Raw genomic sequence first — 19,396 nt, 5'->3', positions numbered from 1 at the left:
AAGCGCCCCCGGACATCCGGGGGCGTTTCACATTTCAGCACTGACGCAGTGGCGCGGGGCCCGGTGTCGCGTCAGAGCGCCGCCTTGAACAGAGCGCGCAGATTGTCGGTGGTGAGCGGCACCGGGTTGCCGCCACAGGACGGGTCTTCGAGCGCCATGGCGACCATGTCCTCGAGCCGGTCCTCGGTCACGCCGAGCTCGGTCAGGCTGCGCGGGATGCCGAGGCTGTCGTTGAAGCTCTGCACGAAGCGGCGGAAGCCGTCGAACCCGCCCTCGATGCCGAGATAGGAGGCGGCGAGATCGAACCGGTCCTTGATCAGCGGCGCGTTGAGCTCGAGCACGGCGGGCATGCAGACGGCGTTGGTGGTGCCGTGATGCGTGTTGAACACCGCGCCGATCGGGTGGCTCATGGCGTGGATCGCGCCGAGACCTTTTTGAAAGGCGGTGGCCCCCATGGCGGCGGCGCTCATCATATTGGCGCGGGCCTCGATGTCTGTGCCGTCGGCATAGGCTCGGGGCAGGTTGTCGATCACCAGACGCATCCCTTCGAGCGCGATGCCCTGGCTCATCGGGTGGTAATGCGGGCTCGAGAACGCCTCGACGCAATGGGCGAAAGCGTCAAGCCCGGTGCCTGCGGTGATGAATTTCGGCATGCCCACGGTCAATTCCGGGTCGCAGATCACCACGGCGGGAAGCACCTTGGGGTGGAAGATGATCTTTTTCACATGGGTTTCGGAATTGGTGATGACGCTGGCGCGGCCCACTTCCGAGCCGGTGCCGGCGGTGGTCGGTACGGCGACGATGGGCGCGATGGCCTCGGCATCGGCGCGGGTCCACCAATCGCCCACATCCTCGAAATCCCAGATCGGCCGGGTCTGACCGGCCATGAAGGCGACCATCTTGCCCAGATCGAGCCCGGAGCCGCCGCCAAAGGCGATGACGCCATCATGGCCGCCCGCCTTATAGGCCGCGACGCCCGCGTCGAGATTTTTCTCGTTCGGGTTGGGGTCGACCTCGGAGAACATGCCGCGGCCAAGCCCCGCCGCCTCGAGAATATCGAGCGCCTGGGCCGTGACCGGCAGGCCCGCGAGGCCTTTGTCGGTGACCAGAAGGGGCTTCTTGATGCCCGCCTGGGCGCAGGCCTCGGGCAGTTCCTTGATGCGGCCGGGGCCGAATTTCATCGCGGTCGGATAGGACCAGTTTCCGGTGAGGGTCATGATGTCACCTTTTTGAGATGGTAGGATTTGGGACGGGTCAGGTTGTGATAGCCGATCAGCGACAGGCCGCCGCCGCGCCCGGTGTTCTTGCAGCCGGTCCAGCACAGGCCGGGATCGAGATAATCGGCGCGGTTCATGAAGACGGTGCCGGTCTCGATCTGATCGCCGACGCGCTGGGCACGGTCGAGATCGGCGGTCCAGAGCGAGGCGGTGAGGCCAAATTCGCTATCGTTCATCAGCGCCACCGCCTCGGCATCGTCGCGCACCTTCATGATGCCGACCACCGGGCCAAAGCTTTCGTCGCGCATGACACGCATGTCATGGGTCACATTGGTGAGGATCTGCGGCGTGAGATAGGCGGCGCCATCATCGGCGGCCATGGTTTCGATATGGGCGACGGCCCCGGCGGCGAGCGCCTCGTCGATCTGGTCGCGCACTTCGCGGGCAAAGCGGACATGCGCCATCGGGCCAATAGTGGTTTCCGGGTCGAGCGGATTGCCGAGCGTATAGCCCTGCACCACGGCGACGGCTTTTTCCACGAAAGCGTCATAGAGGCTTTCATGGACATAGATGCGTTCGATGCCACAGCAGCATTGGCCCGAGTTGAACATCGCCCCGTCGATGAGCGTGTCGACCGCCGCGTCGAGATCGGCATCCTCCATCACATAGCCGGGGTCCTTGCCGCCAAGTTCGGTGCCGACGCCGGTGAAGGTGCCCGCCGCCGCGCGTTCCATGGCGCGACCGCCGCCCACCGAGCCGGTGAAATTGACGAAATCGAACGCCCGTTCGGCGATGAGCGCCGAGGTCGTGTCATGGTCGAGAAAGACGTTCTGGAACACGTCATCGGGCACGCCCGCCGCGTGAAAGGCCTGCGCCATGCGTTCGCCCACCAGAAGCGTCTGGGTCGCGTGTTTCAGGATCACGCTATTGCCCGCGATGAGGGCCGGGGCCACGGTGTTGATCGCGGTCATATAGGGGTAGTTCCACGGCGCCACGACAAAGACCACACCATGCGGCACGCGCTTGATATAGCGTTTGAAACTGGCGTCTTCGCCCACCTCGATATCGGCCAGCCCTTCGGCGGCGATCTTGGCCATATGGCTCGCGCGTTCGTTGAAGCCGCCAAATTCCCCGCCATAGCGGATGGGGCGGCCCATCATATGGGCAAGTTCGGGCACGATCTCGTCATTCATCGCGCCGACGGCGGCAACGCCTGCCATCACGAGATCAATGCGTTCCTGCAGCGGTCGGGCCGCCCAGACCGCCTGGGCCATGCGGGCGCGGTCGGCGGCGTCGCGGGCCTGCGCCAGGCTCAGCGTGTCGCGCGTGGCGAACACCGAGCCGTCGATGGGCGAAATACATTCCAGAGTGCTCATCTTGTCCTCATTGTCGAAAGGGGCGCGAAGGGCGCCCTTGATCTTGCCAGTAGGGGGCCCCGCCGCCCGCGTCGGGCGCGGCACGGTGGGGCAGGTGTCAGACGCGTTCAAACCCGCGCTTGAGTTCGTAATCGGTAACGATCCGGTCGAAATCCTCGAGCTCGACCTCGGCGGCGCGCGCGTAATGCGTCACCACCTCCTCGCCCAGCGCCTTGCGCAGCATGGAGGAGCCCAAAAGCGCCTCGCGCGCGTCGCGCAGATTGCCGGGGATGAGCCCGGTGTCCTCGCCATAGGCGTCGCCCTTGAACGGGGCGGGCAGGCTCAGCTTTTCCTCGATCCCGGCGATGCCCGCGGCGAGCAGCGCCGCCATGGCGAGATAGGGGTTGATGTCCGAGCCGCCGACGCGGCATTCGACGCGCACCGCCTTGGTGCCTTCGCCGCAGAGCCGGTAGCCCGCGGTTCGGTTGTCCACCGACCAGATGATCCGCGTTGGCGCGAAGGTGCCTTTGACGAAACGCTTGTAGCTGTTGATATAGGGCGCGAAGAAATAGGTCATGTCGGGCGCGTATTTGAGCAGGCCCGCCATGTAATGTTTCATCAGCTCGCTCATGCCGAGAGGGTCGTTCGCGTCATAGAAGGCCGGTTTGCCCTCTTTCCACAGCGATTGGTGGACATGGCTCGAGCTGCCGACCTTGTCGTGATGCCATTTCGGCAGGAAGCTCGCGGCATGGCCCTGCTGCCACGAGATTTCCTTGACCGCATGTTTGGCGATCGTGTGGTAATCGGCGGTGTCGAGCGCCGCGGCATATTTGATGTTGAGCTCTTCCTGACCGGCCTCGGCCTCGCCCTTGGAATTCTCGATGGGAATGCCCGCGTTCCACAGATGGTTGCGGATCGGGCGCATCACATGCTCTTCCTTGGTGGTCTGGAAGATGTTGTAATCCTCGTTATAGCCGGAATAGGGCTGCAGATCGCGGTAGCCGTCCTTGCGCAGCTCTTCAAAGCTCTTCTCGAAGAGGAAGAATTCGAGCTCGGTCGCCATCATCGCGTCAAAGCCCATGGCGTCGAGCCGGGCGAGCTGTTTTTTGAGCATGGCGCGCGGCGAATGCGGCACCGGTTCATGGGTGTGGTGATCGAGCACGTCGCACAGCACCATCACCGTGCCTTCGAGCCAGGGCACCGGGCGCAGCGTCGTGAGATCGGGCTTCATCACATAATCGCCATAGCCCTGCTCCCAAGAGGTCGAGGCAAAGCCTTCGGGCGTGGCCATCTCGAGATCGGTGGCCAGCAGGTAGTTGCAGCAATGGGTTTCTTCCCAGGCGCTGGCGATGAAATGCCCGGCGTGGAACCGTTTGCCCATCAGGCGGCCCTGCATGTCCACGAGGCATGCGAGGACGGTATCGACGCTGCCATCGGCAACCTGGTCTTTCAACGTATCGAAGGAGAGCATGAGCGGCCCTTTGTTGTTGCGGCCAAAACGCTTGGCGAAGCGTTTTGCCAAATTCCTGTGGAGGAATTTGGCCCACCCGGAGGCGGGCCAAATCCGATTGCGAAACCTCTATCAGGTGTAGCGGTAGGGCCGACCGGCTTTTTGCATGTCGGCGTTGTATTTTTTGAAAATTTCGACGACGCGCGCCTTGGTCTCGGATTCGGCGGCGATCTCGTCCCAGAAGGTGAGCGCGGCGTCTTCGACCTTGGCCCATTCTTCGTCGGGGATCGTGGTCAGCTTCATCTTGTCGCCATTGACGCGCAGCGAGGCTTCGCCGCCCCAATACCACCACTGACGGTAGTAATGCGACTGGTCACAGCAGACGCGGAACAGCGTTTGCAGGTCTTCGGGCAGCTCGTCCCAGCGGCCTTGGTTGGCAAAGAACGACCCGGCCCAAGCGCCCGAGATGTTGTTGGTGAGGAAGTAGTTGGTCACATCGGCCCAGCCGACGGTGTAATCCTCGGTGATGCCCGACCAGGCGATGCCGTCAAGCTCGCCGGTTTGCACGGCAACCTCGATGTCTTCCCACGGCAGGGTCACCGGCACGACGCCGAACTGCGCGAGGAAGCGACCGGCGGTGGGGAAGGTAAAGACCCGCTTGCCTTCGAGATCGGCGAGGCTGTTGATCGGGTCCTTGGTGGCGAAATGGCAGGGGTCCCAGGACCCGGCCGAGATATGTTTGACGCCGACCTTGGAATATTCCTCGTCCCAGATTTCATTCAGACCGTATTGGTTGAAGAGCACCGGCACATCGAGCGAATAGCGCGAGGCAAAGGGGAAGTAGCCGCCAAAGACGGTGACTTCGGTGGGCGAGGCCATGCTGTCGTCATCGGATTGCACCGCGTCGATCGTGCCGCGCTGCATGGCGCGGAAAAGCTCGCCCGTGGGCACCAGCTGATCGGCGAAGAAGAGCTCGATCTGCATCCGGTCGCCGGCGATCTTGTTGAACATGTCGATGGCGGGTTTCACCACATGTTCGGCCAGCGCGGGCCCGGCATAGGTCTGCATCCGCCATTTGATCGTCGATTGCGCGATGGCCGGGGTCGCCAGCGGCGCGGCGGCGGCACCGACGGCGGCCGTGGTTAAGAACTTGCGTCTTGTGGTCATGGTCTCTCTCCTTTGTTGAACGAGGTGCCCCTTGCGGGGTCTTGGTGGTTATTTTCCGTAGACATAGTCGGGCAGCCAGAGCGCGATCTGCGGGAAGACCATCACCAGTGTCAGCGCGACAGCCATCACGAGGACGAAGGGGATGATCGACACATAGATGTCGCGAAGCCCGATTTCCGGCGGGGCCATGGCCCGCATCAAAAAGAGGTTATAGCCGAAAGGCGGCGTCATATAGGCGATCTGCGTGGTGATCGTATAGAGCACACCATACCATATGAGATCGAACCCGAGCTCGCCCACCAGCGGCACATAGAGCGGCGCCACGATGACCAGCATCGCCGTGTCGTCGAGAAAGGTGCCCATGATGATGAAGCTGAGCTGCATCAGGATCAGGATCGCCCAAGGCCCGAGGCCGAGCTGCGAGGTAAAGAGATCTTCGATGGCCTTGACCGCGCCGAGCCCGTCGAAAATCGCGCCAAAGCCCAGGGCCGCGAGGATGATCCACATGAACATGCAAGAAATGCCGAGCGTGTTGCGCACCGAGTTTTCAAACACTTCGCGGGTCATCCGGCCCTTGAGCACGGCGGCGAGAAAGGCGGTCATCGCGCCGATGGCCGAGCTTTCGACAAGCGAGGTCCAGCCGTTGACGAAGGGCACCATCATCGCGGCAAAGATCGCCAGCGGCAGGATGCCCGCGCCCAAGAGCCGCATCTTTTCCGCCATCGGCACGCGGCGCTCTTCTTCCGGCAGGACCGGGCCGAGATCGGGCTGCAGACGGCAGCGCACATAGATGTAGATGATGAACATCGCGGCCATCAACAGCCCCGGCAGCACACCTGCGAGCCAGAGCTGCCCCACCGGTTGCCGCGCGATCATCGCATAGAGGACGAGCACCACCGAGGGTGGCACGAGAATCCCCAAGGAGGATCCGGCCTGAATGACCCCGGTCACCATGATCTTGTCATAGCCCCGGCGCAGCAGTTCCGGCAGGGCGATGGTCGCCCCGATCGCCATGCCCGCCACCGACAGGCCGTTCATCGCGGAAATCAGCACCATGAGGCCGATCGTGCCAATGGCCAGACCGCCGCGCACCGGGCCCATCCAGACATGGAACATCTTGTAGAGATCATCGGCGATGCGGCTCTCGGAGAGCACATAGCCCATGAAGATGAACATCGGCAGGGTGAGCAGCGGATACCATTTCATCAGCTTCATCGCCGCCGAGAAGGGCACATCGACACCGCCCGTGCCCCAGAGCAAAAGCCCCGCCGCCGCGCCGACAAAGCCGATGGCGCCAAAGACACGCTGCCCGGTGAGCAACATCAGCATCATCGAGCTGAACATCAGCAGCGCGATCATTTCGTAGGACATCAGACCTCCACTCCGCGCAGACGCGCGATGTCACGGAAAAACTCGGCCAGGCATTGCAGGAGCATCAAGAAGACGCCGAAACAGAGCAGCGCCTTGACCGGCCAGATATAAGGGCGCCAGGCGCTGCGGCTGCGTTCGAGAAAGCCGAGCTTTTCCCCCGCCGCGTCAGAGCCTTCGGTGACCAGCGTCACCAGCAGATCCCAGAAGAAGGAAAACGGCTCGGTGCCGAAATAGCCGAGCGAATAGGCGGTCGAGCCGACCGCGCCATAGAGCAGCACGCCGAGGTAGAACATCAAGAACAGAACGGTGATCCCGTCCATCCAGGCCTTGGTCCGTGGCGACCATTCGCCATAAAAGAGGTCCATCCGCACATTCGAGCCAAGCTGGATCGAATAGGGCCCGCCGAGCACGTAATAGGCGACCATGACGAACTGGGCCATTTCCAGTGTCCAGAGCGACGGGTTGAAAAACGTCTTGGACACCGAGGACCAGAGCAGCACGCCGATCAGCGCAAAGATCAGATACATGGTGATGCGGCCGATGAACCGGTTCATCGCATCGACCCCGTGGATATAGCCGAGAATGAGTCTAGGCATTCTGTGCCCTCCCGGTCTTGGCACCCGATGACCCCCCGGCCCCCAGAGCGTCGAGCGCCGGGCGCAAAAGCGTCAGCATCTCGTCGGTCATCTGCGCCTCGTCAGCGGCATTGGTCAGCAGATCGTTGCGGATCTCGATCATCACATTCGGCAGGCCCCGGGTGATGCCGTATTCCTTGAGCGAATGGGTGACGCCATCCTGCGGGCCGTAGGGCTCGTTCCGCTCGACACGGCGATGCGGCAGGCGGTGCGCCTGATCGAGCATCGCATCGGCAAGACCTGCATCCTCGTCATGCAGAATGCCGATTTCGACGGCGCGGGGGCGGTCGTTATAGACGGGCGTAAAGCTGTGGATGGTGATGAGGAGGCTTGGCTGACCGGCCTCTGCACGGGCATCCAAGAGCCGGTTCACCGCGTCGCGGAAGGGCAGATAGACCCGATCGACCCGGGCCTGACGGGAGGCGTCATCAAGATCGCGATTGCCGGGGACAGAGATTTTCTCTGATTGGGAGGGCATGGCCGAGGCCACATGCGGCGGGCGGTTGCAATCATAGACCAGCCGCGAGACCGTCGAGGCCACCAAAGGCGCGTCGAGCGCCTGCGACAGGCCCAGCGCCACGGCGCGCGCGCCCGGGTCCCATGCGGCATGGCTCTGCCGGTCCGCCTCTGCGAGGCCTAGATCGCCGAAGTCATCGGGAAAACGGTTCGATGCATGTTCACAGAGAATCACCGCCGCGCCCTGACCCTGTGGGTTGATCAGCTCGACCGCCTGCAAATCCTGAGTGTCGCGCAATTCAGTTGCCAAATTCCGTCCCCCTTTGAAAAAATGTTTTCACAAGCGGGAAAGCCTGTCAATATATTCACAGTGAGCCCGGAGAAGAATTTGATCAAAGGCGCCCGCCGGGAGGGGCCAAGGGAGGGACGAGGTGCCGGAGACAGACGAAACCGTCCGCGATCTGATCCGCGCGCATTACGAGGATCTGACCCAGACCGAGCGCAAATGCGCCAATGCGCTGTTGCAGGATTATCCCGGCGCGGGGCTGGCCTCGATCACCGAGGTGGCGGCCAATGCCGACGTGTCGACGCCGACCGTGGCGCGGATGGTGCAAAAGCTCGGCTTCAAGGGGTTTCCGCAGTTCCACAAGGCGCTGTTGCAGGAGTTGCAGGCCAAGGTCTCGGGGCCGACACAACGCCGCGATGCCTGGGCCTCGGAGGCCCCGGCGGCGCATCTTCTGAACCGGTTTTCGCAGGCGGTGACCCACAATCTGGCGCAGACCTTTTCGCATGTGGACAGCGACCGGTTCGACGCCTCGGTGGCGTTGCTGTCGCGCACGGAAGGCCAGCTTTATATTGTTGGCGGGCGGATCACCCGGAGCCTCGCCGATTATGCCTTTACCCATTTTCAGGCGATCCGGCCGGGGGTGGTGCATATGACCTCCTCCGCCGCCACCTGGCCGCATTACGTGCTTGATATGGGGCCGGGGGACACGCTGTTGATCTTCGATATCCGGCGCTATGAGGCGAACCTCTTGCGGCTGGCAGAACTCGCGTCAGAGCGCGGCGTCAAGGTCGTACTGATCACCGATCAATGGACCTCGCCGGTGGCGCGGGTGAGCGACCATGCCTTCACCTGCTGGGTTGAGATCCCGTCGGGCTGGGACAGCAATATCTCGACCATGATGCTGCTTGAGGCGATGATCGCCGCCGTGCAGGAAAGCCGCTGGCCCGAGGCGCGCAAACGCTATGAAGAGCTCGATCAGATCTTTGATCAAACGCGGCTCTTTCGCAGGCCGGGCAGCAGCTAGACCTATTGCGACTGGGCGTAGAGATAGCCCAGACCGGCGGCGAGCAGTGCCCCGAGGATGACGGCGATGGTGATCTTTATGGCCGACCAGGGGCGTTCGCCCTGCACCCGGCCGGTGCGGCCATTGACCACGAACCGGTAGGTTTTGCCGCGGTATTTATAGGCCGCGAGCCAGACCGGCAGCAGGATATGTTTGAATGTCACGTCGCTGATCGCGGTGTCGATATCGTGGATGCGCTGGCGGTCGCCGCCGATGTCGAATTTCACGTCGCGGGCGATCACCCGGTCCATATGGGCGCGGGCCTCGTCAAAGCCGGTGTCGAGATCGACCGTATAGGCCTCGGCCCGGAAACCGGCAAGATATTCAGGACGATAGGGTTCGAGCGCCGCGAGATCCCAGGGCTCTAGCGCGTCGGTGTAGCGTTTCGGCAGGGAGGTGGAGCCGAGCACGAGCACGTCGTCGAAGAAGCGCGCGACGCGGCCTGTGACAGCGCGCCAGCGGATTTTGGCGACGCGCTGGGTTTGGCGTTTGCCGTCGCGCATGACGGTGCGGTTCTCGTAATAGACCGTGCCGCGTTCGCCGCGATAGCGGCTTTTCGTATCGGCGTCGAAGGTCCAGTAGGGGACGTAAATCCCCTGCATTTTCCGACCCTTGCGGGCATATTCCTGCAGCCCGCCGGGGGCGAACCAGAGCCCTCCGAGCCAGTCGGTCATGGCCTGTCGCGCGGCGCGTTCCTCGAGGGCGAAGGGGAGGAGGGCGCGGGGTTTTATGTGGCGGTTGGGGCCGGTGTCGGTGACCACGGGGGTGGCGCAGAACGGGCATTCGGCGGCATGGGTGGCGGCGTCGAACTCGAACACCGCGCCGCAGTTGGGGCAATTGACCGTGTGCGTTTCCTCGATTTCTTGCGCGGGCAGCAAGTCGTTGATGGCGCTGCGAAAATCGAGCTCGTTTATGGCGTGGGGGGCGCTGGCGCGTTCGATCTCGCGCGTGTTGCCGCAGAAATCGCAGACCAGTTGATCGGCGCCCGGGTCATAGCGATAGTCGCCGCCGCAATTGTCGCAGGGAAAGCGGTATTGCGTCGGTAACGCGTCGGTATCTGGTTGGTGCGGAATCATCAGGGCGCCAGCGTTGGATTTGGGTATTTGTCACCAGAAAGAGCGGGGGCCGCGCGCCTAGCCTGCGGGCGGCGGTGGCGGCGGCATGACGGTGAAGAGCTGGGCCAATTCGCGCACGTCGCCGGCGCGCAGCCAGCCGTCCTGACCCGGGGTCCAGACATGGGTGTCGCGGCTCAGGCTGCCGTCGCCGGCCATGCGGCCCATATCGGCCTTGGAGAAGGGGCCGCGGGTTTGGCCGGCCTCGGCGATATGCCAGACATGTTCCACGGGGGGCGGCGGCGGAGCGGGCTGGGCCTGGGCCGGACGGGCGCCCCAGGGGCCGGAGTGCGGGCTTTGCTGGCCCGACATCTGCTGTGCCATGGCGAGCCCCATGCCGGCGCCGAGACCGGCGGCCATGCCGCCACCGGCCGGGTTGCGGGCGGCCTCGGTCATCGCCTCGGCCGCGGAATATTGGGTGAAGCGGCCGAGATCGCCGGCGACGCCCATCGAGGTGCGTTTGTCGAGCGCCGCTTCGACGGCGGCGGGCAGCGAGATGTTTTCGATATAGAGCTCGGGGATCGAGAGGCCGTATTCCGCCACGGTGGCGGAGATGGCGGCGGCGACCAGCTTGCCCAGATCGGCGGTGTTGGCGGCCATGTCGAGCACCGGGATGCCGGAGCTTGCCAGCACGCGCGAGGCCTCTTGCACGATGATGTTGCGGATCTGGTAGCTGATCTCGTCCATGGTAAATTCGCCGTCGGTGCCGACGATTTCGACGAGGAATTTCGCGGGGTCCGTGACGCGCACGGAATAGGTGCCATAGGCGCGCAGCCGGGTCGGGCCGAATTCCGGGTCGCGCAGCATGATCGGGTTCTTGGTGCCCCATTTGAGATCGTTGAACCGGGTCGTGTTGACGAAATAGATCTCGGATTTGAAGGGCGATTTGAAGCCGTGATCCCAATGGTTGAGCGTGGTCAGGATCGGCATGTTGTTGGTCTCGAGCATGTAGAGACCGGGGGTGAAGACATCGGCCAGCTGACCTTCGTGGACGAAGACCGCCGCCTGACCTTCGCGCACCGTGAGCTTGGCGCCATATTTGATTTCATGGCCTTCGCGTTCAAAGCGCCAGACCATCGTGTCGCGGGTGTCATCGGTCCAGTGGATGACGTCGATGAATTCGCCGGTGAGAAAATCGAAAATACCCATAGATCAGGTCTCCTCTGGGTTAACTGTTGCCCATGGCGCGGGCGGTCAGGCGGCGCAGGATCGGCCGAGCCTCGTCGATCCCCATGCCGGGGCGCAGGGCGGGATCGTAGAGCAGGCCGAGCAGCAGCTCGTCATGGGTGGTGAGCAGGGCGAACTCGTCATCATCATTGAAGATCGAGGGCCGTGCCCGGGGGCTGTCATTGGCGAGGCCCATGCCTTGGGCCATTTCTTCGTGCACGCAGGAACGGCGCATCAGCTCGGGCTGTTCGGCGCGCACGAAGGCCACCGCGCGGCTGTAGCTGTAGCGGCTGTCGTTCGAGCCAAAGGCCGTCACGAGGCAATAGATCGAGGGCGGCAGGTTGGCGATGAGCGAGAGCGTCGCCGAGTTCACATTGGGCGAGACCGAGCGCAGCAGCGCCTGGGCCTCGCGCGTGTCATCGGCGGTCATGAAGAAGACGTGGAAATTGGGCGCGTTGGCGGACATCGAGACGGGATGGCCGGTGACCCGGGCGAGGCGCTGGGTGAAGCCCGCGACCATCGCGCGGTCGCTGGCGCGCTGGGCCTCGGGGACGGTCGAGCCAAAGCTCGTCGAGACCCGCACCGGGCCGGTCCATTTGCGCAGCGCGCCGGGGCGGTTGGCGGCGCGGGCGCCGCTCACCGTATGTTCGTCGTAAAAGGCGATGCGTTCGAAATTGCGCAGCACGTCCGTGTCGGTAAAGACCGTGTCCGGGCCGCCGCCATCGGTGCGTAGCAGCCCCTGCGATTGCAGATGCTGTTCGAGCCGGGCGTAGCGCTGCGCCAGCGACTGGCTATAGGCGGAGGGCTGTTGCGTGGCGGGCTGGGCCGCGCTCGGCGGGCGCAGCGCCGTGGGCTGGGCCGGGGCCGGGGGCGTGGGCGCCTGCGTGGCGGGCAGGCAGGCGGCGAGCGCGAAACACGCCGCCAAGAGCCCCGTCCGCACGGATCTGCGCCCCGTGATGGTCATCCCCGGCCCCGCCAAGATCAGCTCGGGACCGCGGTGCCGGCGTTGTCGCCGGTGCCGTCGCGGCGGGCCTTGGCGGAGGCGAGCGTGTCGCGCAGCTCGGTCTCCATGCGTTTGAGCTCTTCTTCGGCGGCGGCGCGGCGGGCCTTGCCTTCGTCGGCGATCTGCAGGCTTTCCTGAATGGTGCCGATGAGATCGGCATTGGCCTGTTTCACCGCTTCGATGTCGAACACGCCGCGTTCCATCTCTTCGCGGATCATCTTGTTGCTTTCGCGCAGATTTTCGGCATTGGCGGTGAGCAGCTCGTTGGTCAGGTCATTGGCGTCGCGCACCGCGGCGGCGGCGGCGGCGGAGCGCTGGATCGTGACTGCCTGCGCCAGCTGGGTTTCCCACAGCGGCACGGTGTTGACGAGGGTCGAGTTGATCTTGGTCACCAGGCTCTTGTCGTTTTCCTGCACGAGGCGGATCGAGGGCAGCGATTGCATGGTCACCTGGCGGGTGAGCTTGAGATCATGCACCCGGCGTTCGAGATCGTCGCGGGCGGCGCGCAGGTCGCGCAGCTCTTGCGCCTTCATCACCTGATCTTTTTCGGGCGCGGCCTCAACCTCGGCCTCTTTGGCGGGGATGTCGACCGTGTCGAGCACCCGCAGCTTTTCCTCGCCAGCGGCGATATAAAGCGCCAGCTCGTCATAGAATTGCAGGGTTTTCTCGTAGAGCAGGTCGAGCGATTTGATGTCCTTGAGCAGCGTGTGCTCATGGCTCAGCAGATCGTCGGTGATCTTGTCGATCTGGCCCTGCACGCTTTCGAACTTGGCGGTGAACTTGGCGAAGGGAGCGGCGCGGCCGAGCAGTTTTTCCCACCAGCTGCGTTCGCGGCGCACGTCGAGTTCGGAGACCGAGAAGCCGCGGATCGTGGTCACGATCGAGCGCAGGCTGTCGCCCGCCGGGCCCACGTCCTTGTTGCGGACGCCCTGCAGCATGGATTGCGAGATTTCCTGCAGCTCGGCCTGAGCGGCGGAGCCGAAGGAGACGATCGAATTGGTGTCCGACATGTTGATCTCGTCCATCCGTTTCTGGATGGCGGCGCTGGTCGGTTGATCGGCCTCTTGCAGCGGCACGACCGCGTTGGCGTCGGCGGGTTCGGGCAGGATCATGGCGCTGACTTGCTCGACTTCGGCCAATGTGGCCTCGGCCTTGGCGCGGGTGCTTTGTGACATAACGGGTCCTCTCAACTCGGGGTACTTAGCTGTCCAGATGGATGCCTTCACGCTGCAGGCGGTCGCGCAGGACGCTGATCTCGATCTCGAGGTCAGAATTGTTGTCTTGCAAGAGCTTGCGCGTCTTGGCGGTGAAATTCTCTTCGAGATCGGTCAGCAGCATCATGTAGTCCGACCGGGCGCCGGCATCGCGGGAGCGGGCGTAGATATCGGCAAATTTGATCGTCGCGTCGGTGGCGCCCTTGAGGTAGACGCCGAGATAGCGCCGGGCGGCGGTGAGATCGCGCGGGTCCTCTTCGACCGTGCGCAGCATCTCGCGCACCTTGGTCTGAAACCGTTCGACGCGGGCCTCGGCCTGACGGTCGCCCGAGCGCAGGATCGCGTCGCGCATGGCGGCGAGATGGGCCTCGGCCTGATCGACGACGCGGGCGACGCGGTCGGTCTGATGCTGGTCGATGCCTTCCATCCCCTTGTCGCGCAGCGGGTCGAGCCCGAAGGCAAAGCCGTGCAGCAGGGTGCCGGCCACCAGATAGACCAGCGCGGCGAGCGTGCCACCGCCTGCGGCAAAGCCCGCGAGGCCGAGACCGATCCCGGTCAGCAGCGAGCCGGCCATCTTGCGCGGCACGCCGGGGCGGCGGGCCACCTTGCGGGCGTCATAGGCCTCTTGCGCGATGATGCCCTCGCGGGTGAGCCAAGCGGCGAGCAAAAGAGCGCCCAATGCCAAGAGGTTAAGCGCCATGGCGGAGGCGCCGTTGCCAAAGGCCTGCCAGATCAGCGGCAGCGGAGCGAGGAAGAGGAAATTGACGCGGCCCCCGGCGCGGGTGCGTTTCGCATCGCGATAGGTGCCGATGTCCGGGGTGGTCTCGGTCGGGTCGGTGTCGGTGGGGTCGGGGCTATATTTGCCGCCATATCTCTGCGCCATCACACGCCTCCTGCGACGGTCACATAGAGGATCAATATGACAAGCAGAAAAAAGGCCAGTTTCTGCAACCCGGTTCCCGACATTCAACCCCCACAAGCCTTGGTTTCTCGTCAATAACTTAGGGGATGCAAGGCAGGCTTGCTAGGGGGAAGATTGGCAGGGGCGAAACATCGCCCCCGCCGCTGTCTCTTGCCGTCGAGCCTTTGACCCGCTCAAGTGGCCTGTTCAGTGACGGGCGCCGCCTTGCTGGGCGCGGCGCTCGGCGTTGAGCTTGCGGGTATATCCGGATTGGATGATCTCGACTGCAAAAAGCACGATGACCGAGAAGTAGAATGTCGTCTTCGACATCGGCACCACCTCATAGCCAAAGAACTTGAGCGCCAGCGTGTCGTCATGCATCGCATGGGCCGCGGCCTGACCGGCCTCGCCCAAGAGCACCACACCGACGATCAGCAGGATGAAGAGGCCGAGCACCTCATACATCCGGTTCTTTTCGAGAAAGCGCGTCACGCTGTCGGCCAGCACCAGCATCGCCACGCCCGACAGGATGATCGCCGTCGCCAGCACCGCAAAGACATCGGTGATCGCCAGCGCCGAGAGCACCGAATCGAACGAGAAAATTAGGTTCATGAAGACGATGAGCATCACCACCTTGGCCGCCGATTTGCCGCTCTTGCCTTCGACATCGGTGTGCAGATGTTCGACGCTGAGCATATGGCTGATCTCCTTGACCGCCGTGTAGATGATGAAAACGCCGCCGAGAATAAAGACACAGGTGGCAAAATTCACCCCGCCTTCGAGGATACCGACCCAGTTCAACACCACGAAGGGCTCGGCCATCTTGTCGATCAGGCTGATCATCACGAAGAGCAGCACCACCCGCAGCGCCACCGCGATGATGATGCCCCAAAAGCGCACGGCGCGTTGCTGCGCCACCGGTGCGCGCTGGGACTCGATGGAGATGTAGAGAAGGTTGTCAAAGCCGAGAACCGCCTGCAAAAAACACAACATCAGCAGGTTACCCAGGTTCTCGATGGTCAGAAGGTCGGCCATAATTCCGCTCCGGAGATAATTACGCGTATGATGGGTGATGTAGCGCAGACGTCGCTTTAAGACAAAACGAAACGCGCGGCGGCCTATAGGCCGAATGCCACAAGGATGCTAAAGCAGGCGGTCATGACGGAACGGAATTTCATCTCCAAAGGGGCCGCGAGCCTGCAGGTGGCCTATGACGGGCCGCCGAAGGATTACCATTTCCTGCTTTTGCCGCGGCTGACGCTTCTCGCCTTTACCTCGGCGCTCGAGCCGCTGCGCATCGCCAATCAGGTGTCGGGAAAGGCGCTCTATCGCTGGTTTCTGATGACCGAGGATGGCGCGCCGGTGACCTGTTCCTGCGGTGTGCATATCACCCCCGACAGCGGCTTGGTCGATGTGCCGCGCAATGCGGCGGCCTTTGTCTGTGGTGGCACCGAGCCGGCGGGCACCGCCTCGCCGCGCATCGTCAATTGGATCGCACGGCAGGACGCCCATGGCTGTGCGGTGGGCGGCATCTGCACCGGGGCCTTTGCGCTGGCCCGGGCCGGGGTGATCCGCGACCGGAGCTTTACCCTGCATTGGGAAAATCAGCCGTCTTTTGTCGAAATCTTCCCAAGGCTCGAGCCGACCGGGCATCTCTTTGAGGCCGATCGCGGGCTTGTCACCTGTGGCGGCGGCAGCGCGGCGACCGATATGATGCTCGGGCTGATCGAACGCGATCACGGCAAGGAACTGGCATTGATCGTGGCCGATATGTGCCTGCATGCGCGCAGCGGCGCGCAGGGCGTGGCGCAGAGATCTGCCTATTCAGCCGCGCTTGGCAGCCGCAACCCGCATCTCATCGCGGCCATCCGATTGATGCAGGAGAATATCGAGACGCCGCGCGACATTCTCAGCATCAGCGAGGAGGTGGGCGTGTCGCGGCGGCAGTTGGAGCGGCTTTTCAAACAGCACACTGCCGTGTCGCCGGTGGAATATTACATCGACCTGCGAATCGCGCGGGCCCATGCGCTGCTCAATGAGACGGATATGAGCATCGCCGAGATCGCCTCGGCCACCGGGTTTTCCGGCACGTCGCTGCTCGCGGCGCGGTTCCGCAAACGCTATGGCAAGCCGCCCGGCGCCTATCGCCGCAGCTGGAGCGTGACACCGGGTTAGGGGTTACTTGCGGCGGCGCTGCGGTTTGCCGCGCGGCTTGGCCTTGGCCTGAGGGCCCGGCGTGCGCCCGGCCTCTTCCTCGGTCAGGCCGAGCTGTTCGCGCATCACGCGGGGGCGGATTTCCTCGACCTCGCCGGATTTGAGCTGACCGAGCTGGAACGGGCCGTAGGACACCCGGATGAGCCGGTTGACGTTCAGCCCGACGCTTTCCATGGCGCGGCGGATCTCGCGGTTCTTGCCCTCGCGGATGGCCACGGTGATCCAGGCATTGGCGCCTTGCTGACGGTCGAGCGTCACCTGCATCGGCTGAAACCGCTCGCCTTCGAGCGTCACACCCTTGCGCAGCGGCTCGAACGTCGCGTCACTGGGGCGGCCATTGACCCGCACCCGGTAGCGGCGCAGCCAGCCGGTCGACGGCAGTTCCAGCCGCCGCTTGATGCCGCCGTCATTGGTCAAGAGCAGCAGCCCCTCGGAATTGAGGTCGAGCCGTCCGACGCTCATCACCCGGGGCAGATCTTCGGGCAGCTTGTCGAAGATCGTGTCGCGCCCCTGTTCGTCGCGGGTGGTGGTCACCAGCCCGGTGGGCTTGTGATAGAGCCAGAGCCGCGGCGGCTCGGGCGTGGCGAGGGCACGCCCGTCCACGGTGATCTTGTCGCTCGGGGTGACATTGAGCGCGGGGCTGTCGATCTTGCGGCCGTTGACCGTCACACGGCCGGCCTCGACCATGCGTTCGGCTTCGCGGCGGCTGGCGAGGCCGGCACGGGCGATGACCTTGGCGATCCGATCGCCGGGAGGAGGAGTCTCTGACATGCTGCGTCCCTTACCCTATCCATCCGGCTTGCGGTAGTGGGGGAAGCGAGGCAAAAAGCACGGATGACATTTCGCAGCCATATGGACCGGGCGCTCGATGAGGCCCGCGCCGCCGCCGCCCGCGGCGAAGTGCCCGTGGGCGCGGTTCTGGTAGGGCCGGATGGGGCGGTGATCGCCGCCGATGGCAACCGGACGCGCGCGGGCCATGATCCGACGGCCCATGCCGAGATGCTGGTGATCCGGGCGGGCTGTGCGGCGCTCGGGGTCGAGCGGCTGACGGGCTGCGATCTCTATGTGACGCTCGAGCCATGCGCCATGTGCGCCGCCGCCATCTCTGCGGCTCGTGTGGCGCGGGTCTATTATGGCGCGGGCGATCCGAAATCGGGCGGCGTGGCCCATGGCGCGCGGGTCTTCAGCCACCCGCAATGCCACCATGTGCCCGAGATCTACGACGGGATCGGCGGGGCCGAGAGCGAGGCGCTGCTTCGCGCCTTCTTTGCCGCGCGTCGAGGCGCGACCGGAGCAGAGGGTATTTAGAACCAGAAAGAGGCGGGGCGTGGGCCTCTTTCTGGTTGGAAAATACCCAAGGCGCGGGAGGGGAGTCCGCGCGGGGCCTTTATTCGGCGGCGCGCCGGGTGCTCAGCCCCGCATCACGGTAGAGATAGTCACGGGTCAGCGGCACGCTGCGCTGGTCGCGGGCGAGTTGGAACTGGAACACCACTTGCGTGGCATGGCGGAAGGTGAGCTCGCTCGCCAGAAGGTAATAGCGCCACATCCGGCAGAACCGGTCGTCATAAAGCGCGCGGGCGCGGTCGATATTGTCCTCGAACCGGCTGAGCCAATGGCTCAGCGTTTCGGCATAATGCAGCCGCCAGACCTCGACATCGGTGGTGACCAGTTTTTGATGTTCGATGGCGCGCAGGGTTTCCGACATGGCGGGGACATAGCCGCCGGGGAAGATGTATTTGGTGATCCAGGGCGAGGTGGAGCCGGGGGGCTCGGACCGGCCGATGGTGTGGATGAGCGCCACGCCCTCGGGGGTCAGCAATTGGCGCAGGCTGCGGAAATAGGTCTCGTAATGGGGCACGCCGACATGTTCGAACATGCCCACCGAGACGATCCGATCAAATTCGCCGCTGATGTCGCGGTAATCGGTGAGCAGGAATTTGGCGCGCTGGGCGAGGCCGGCCTCTTCGGCGCGGCGGTTGGCCATGGCGTGCTGTTCGGTGGAGAGCGTGATGCCGGTGACCTCGGCGCCATAGTCGCGCGCCAGCGTGAGCCCCATGCCGCCCCAGCCGCAGCCGATGTCGAGCACCCGCATCCCCGGCTCGATCAGCAGCTTGCGGGCGATATGGTGTTTCTTGGCCTCTTGCGCCGCCTCGAGCGTCATCCCTGGTTCAGGGAAATAGGCGCAGGAATATTGCCGGTCGGCGTCGAGGAAGAGATCATAGAGCTCGCCCGAGAGATCGTAGTGATGCGCCACATTGGCGCGCGAGCGGCTGGCGGGGTTGAACTGTTTGAGATGGCGCAGCGCCACGCGGAGATATTCGAGCGGGCGACGGAACCAGGGCTGGCCCTGGGCGTGGATATTGATCAGCGCGAGGCTAAGAAAGCCGCGCAGATCGTCTCCGGCGATGGTCAGGCGGCCATCCATATAGGCCTCGCCCACCGCCATGTCGGGCGACAGCACGATCTTGCGCGGCAGCGTGTCGTCATGCAGCGTGATCGCCACCTCTGGCGCGCCTTGGCCCGAGCCATAGCTCTGGGTGCGGCCGCTGGGCAGGGTCACGGTGAGCCGTCCCTGCCGGATCAAATGTTCGAGAAACGCGTCGAATACCTGTACCCACATGGTCCGATCTCCTCCCAAAGCGGCGGGCGGGAATTGCGCGCCGTTCCAGAGGAGTCGTTGCCGGACAGCCCCCGGAATTTGCAGGACGTCTTTCAAATCGAAGAGCATTTTTGCGCAAAGAGAGCGTTCTGTAAACGGTTTGCTAACTTTTTTGCGGGTGGCGTG

Annotated in this window: 18 protein-coding genes; 3 read left to right on the top strand and 15 right to left on the bottom strand. The window is 63.9% G+C overall.

Annotated features, from left to right (window positions below; genetic code table 11):
* Positions 1-71 precede the first annotated feature (71 nt).
* The 7 genes from WA237_RS10075 to WA237_RS10045 all read right to left on the bottom strand — a co-directional run bounded on the left by WA237_RS10075 (position 72) and on the right by WA237_RS10045 (position 7,961).
* Positions 72-1,217: an iron-containing alcohol dehydrogenase gene (locus WA237_RS10075; RefSeq protein ID WP_336097594.1), complete on the bottom strand. Its 1,146-nt coding sequence runs from the start codon at positions 1,215-1,217 to the stop codon at positions 72-74.
* Positions 1,214-2,593 (bottom strand): aldehyde dehydrogenase family protein, encoded by a 1,380-nt coding sequence (locus tag WA237_RS10070; protein WP_040618036.1) that lies wholly within the window; start codon positions 2,591-2,593, stop codon positions 1,214-1,216. Before WA237_RS10070 ends, WA237_RS10075 begins: the two co-directional genes overlap by 4 nt.
* A gap of 97 nt (positions 2,594-2,690) precedes the next feature.
* Positions 2,691-4,043: a glutamine synthetase family protein gene (locus WA237_RS10065; RefSeq protein WP_040618488.1), complete on the bottom strand. Its 1,353-nt coding sequence runs from the start codon at positions 4,041-4,043 to the stop codon at positions 2,691-2,693.
* A gap of 111 nt (positions 4,044-4,154) precedes the next feature.
* On the bottom strand, positions 4,155-5,189 hold the full coding sequence (locus WA237_RS10060) for a TRAP transporter substrate-binding protein (protein WP_009814295.1): 1,035 nt from the start codon (positions 5,187-5,189) through the stop codon (positions 4,155-4,157).
* 48 nt (positions 5,190-5,237) lie between these two features.
* Positions 5,238-6,560 carry a TRAP transporter large permease gene (locus WA237_RS10055; RefSeq protein WP_009814296.1) on the bottom strand — a complete coding sequence of 441 codons (1,323 nt, stop codon included), beginning with the start codon at positions 6,558-6,560 and terminating at the stop codon, positions 5,238-5,240.
* On the bottom strand, positions 6,560-7,156 hold the full coding sequence (locus tag WA237_RS10050) for a TRAP transporter small permease subunit (RefSeq protein ID WP_040618037.1): 597 nt from the start codon (positions 7,154-7,156) through the stop codon (positions 6,560-6,562). The genes WA237_RS10055 and WA237_RS10050 overlap by 1 nt, the downstream gene beginning before the upstream one ends.
* On the bottom strand, positions 7,149-7,961 hold the full coding sequence (locus WA237_RS10045; protein WP_336097592.1) for an N-formylglutamate amidohydrolase: 813 nt from the start codon (positions 7,959-7,961) through the stop codon (positions 7,149-7,151). The genes WA237_RS10050 and WA237_RS10045 overlap by 8 nt, the downstream gene beginning before the upstream one ends.
* A gap of 121 nt (positions 7,962-8,082) precedes the next feature.
* Between WA237_RS10045 and WA237_RS10040 the strand changes: the two genes are divergently transcribed.
* Positions 8,083-8,961: a MurR/RpiR family transcriptional regulator gene (locus WA237_RS10040; RefSeq protein ID WP_336097591.1), complete on the top strand. Its 879-nt coding sequence runs from the start codon at positions 8,083-8,085 to the stop codon at positions 8,959-8,961.
* A 2-nt stretch (positions 8,962-8,963) separates the two neighbouring features.
* On the opposite strand, the gene WA237_RS10035 is transcribed toward WA237_RS10040, so the two are convergent.
* The 6 genes from WA237_RS10035 to WA237_RS10010 form a co-directional block, all read right to left on the bottom strand.
* A complete protein-coding gene (locus WA237_RS10035) occupies positions 8,964-10,076 on the bottom strand; it encodes a primosomal protein N' (replication factor Y) - superfamily II helicase (RefSeq protein ID WP_336097590.1) in 1,113 nt (370 codons plus the stop codon).
* Between the two features lie 57 nt (positions 10,077-10,133).
* Complete coding sequence (locus WA237_RS10030; protein ID WP_336097589.1) at positions 10,134-11,261, bottom strand: SPFH domain-containing protein; 1,128 nt, start codon at positions 11,259-11,261, stop codon at positions 10,134-10,136.
* 19 nt (positions 11,262-11,280) lie between these two features.
* Complete coding sequence (locus WA237_RS10025) at positions 11,281-12,243, bottom strand: DUF2927 domain-containing protein (protein ID WP_336097587.1); 963 nt, start codon at positions 12,241-12,243, stop codon at positions 11,281-11,283.
* Positions 12,244-12,260: 17 nt separating this feature from the next.
* Complete coding sequence (locus WA237_RS10020; protein ID WP_009814303.1) at positions 12,261-13,457, bottom strand: toxic anion resistance protein; 1,197 nt, start codon at positions 13,455-13,457, stop codon at positions 12,261-12,263.
* 25 nt (positions 13,458-13,482) lie between these two features.
* Positions 13,483-14,379, bottom strand: coding sequence for a 5-bromo-4-chloroindolyl phosphate hydrolysis family protein (locus WA237_RS10015; protein ID WP_336097586.1), 897 nt, complete (start codon positions 14,377-14,379; stop codon positions 13,483-13,485).
* A gap of 225 nt (positions 14,380-14,604) precedes the next feature.
* Positions 14,605-15,432, bottom strand: a complete 828-nt coding sequence (locus WA237_RS10010; protein ID WP_336097585.1) for a TerC family protein — start codon at positions 15,430-15,432, stop codon at positions 14,605-14,607.
* A gap of 123 nt (positions 15,433-15,555) precedes the next feature.
* Between WA237_RS10010 and WA237_RS10005 the strand changes: the two genes are divergently transcribed.
* The gene (locus WA237_RS10005) at positions 15,556-16,572 is read left to right on the top strand and encodes a GlxA family transcriptional regulator (RefSeq protein WP_040618040.1); all 1,017 of its coding nucleotides are present in this window, start codon (positions 15,556-15,558) and stop codon (positions 16,570-16,572) included.
* A 3-nt stretch (positions 16,573-16,575) separates the two neighbouring features.
* Here WA237_RS10005 and WA237_RS10000 read toward each other — a convergent pair whose 3' ends face one another.
* Positions 16,576-17,382 (bottom strand): pseudouridine synthase, encoded by an 807-nt coding sequence (locus WA237_RS10000; protein WP_336097584.1) that lies wholly within the window; start codon positions 17,380-17,382, stop codon positions 16,576-16,578.
* A gap of 63 nt (positions 17,383-17,445) precedes the next feature.
* On the opposite strand from WA237_RS10000, the gene WA237_RS09995 reads away from it, so the two are divergent.
* Positions 17,446-17,919 carry a nucleoside deaminase gene (locus WA237_RS09995; protein ID WP_286908448.1) on the top strand — a complete coding sequence of 158 codons (474 nt, stop codon included), beginning with the start codon at positions 17,446-17,448 and terminating at the stop codon, positions 17,917-17,919.
* A gap of 79 nt (positions 17,920-17,998) precedes the next feature.
* Here WA237_RS09995 and WA237_RS09990 read toward each other — a convergent pair whose 3' ends face one another.
* Positions 17,999-19,231: a cyclopropane-fatty-acyl-phospholipid synthase family protein gene (locus WA237_RS09990; protein WP_336097583.1), complete on the bottom strand. Its 1,233-nt coding sequence runs from the start codon at positions 19,229-19,231 to the stop codon at positions 17,999-18,001.
* Positions 19,232-19,396 lie beyond the last annotated feature (165 nt).

This window comes from Roseovarius sp. CH_XMU1461 (assembly GCF_037027165.1).
Lineage (GTDB): Bacteria > Pseudomonadota > Alphaproteobacteria > Rhodobacterales > Rhodobacteraceae > Roseovarius > Roseovarius nubinhibens.
The sequence above is the reverse complement of the archived record's forward strand: the minus strand, read 5'-3'. Positions and strand labels throughout refer to the sequence as shown.

Bases quoted from the DNA above. Each gene is read 5' to 3' on its own strand.
- WA237_RS10075 (WP_336097594.1), bottom strand. From the start codon at position 1,217: ATGACCCTCACCGGAAACTGGTCCTATCCGACCGCGATGAAATTCGGC.
- WA237_RS10070 (WP_040618036.1), bottom strand. From the start codon at position 2,593: ATGAGCACTCTGGAATGTATTTCGCCCATCGACGGCTCGGTGTTCGCC.
- WA237_RS10065 (WP_040618488.1), bottom strand. From the start codon at position 4,043: ATGCTCTCCTTCGATACGTTGAAAGACCAGGTTGCCGATGGCAGCGTC.
- WA237_RS10060 (WP_009814295.1), bottom strand. From the start codon at position 5,189: ATGACCACAAGACGCAAGTTCTTAACCACGGCCGCCGTCGGTGCCGCC.
- WA237_RS10055 (WP_009814296.1), bottom strand. From the start codon at position 6,560: ATGTCCTACGAAATGATCGCGCTGCTGATGTTCAGCTCGATGATGCTG.
- WA237_RS10050 (WP_040618037.1), bottom strand. From the start codon at position 7,156: ATGCCTAGACTCATTCTCGGCTATATCCACGGGGTCGATGCGATGAAC.
- WA237_RS10035 (WP_336097590.1), bottom strand. From the start codon at position 10,076: ATGATTCCGCACCAACCAGATACCGACGCGTTACCGACGCAATACCGC.
- WA237_RS10030 (WP_336097589.1), bottom strand. From the start codon at position 11,261: ATGGGTATTTTCGATTTTCTCACCGGCGAATTCATCGACGTCATCCAC.
- WA237_RS10025 (WP_336097587.1), bottom strand. From the start codon at position 12,243: ATGACCATCACGGGGCGCAGATCCGTGCGGACGGGGCTCTTGGCGGCG.
- WA237_RS10020 (WP_009814303.1), bottom strand. From the start codon at position 13,457: ATGTCACAAAGCACCCGCGCCAAGGCCGAGGCCACATTGGCCGAAGTC.
- WA237_RS10015 (WP_336097586.1), bottom strand. From the start codon at position 14,379: ATGGCGCAGAGATATGGCGGCAAATATAGCCCCGACCCCACCGACACC.
- WA237_RS10010 (WP_336097585.1), bottom strand. From the start codon at position 15,432: ATGGCCGACCTTCTGACCATCGAGAACCTGGGTAACCTGCTGATGTTG.
- WA237_RS10005 (WP_040618040.1), top strand. From the start codon at position 15,556: ATGACGGAACGGAATTTCATCTCCAAAGGGGCCGCGAGCCTGCAGGTG.
- WA237_RS10000 (WP_336097584.1), bottom strand. From the start codon at position 17,382: ATGTCAGAGACTCCTCCTCCCGGCGATCGGATCGCCAAGGTCATCGCC.
- WA237_RS09995 (WP_286908448.1), top strand. From the start codon at position 17,446: ATGACATTTCGCAGCCATATGGACCGGGCGCTCGATGAGGCCCGCGCC.
- WA237_RS09990 (WP_336097583.1), bottom strand. From the start codon at position 19,231: ATGTGGGTACAGGTATTCGACGCGTTTCTCGAACATTTGATCCGGCAG.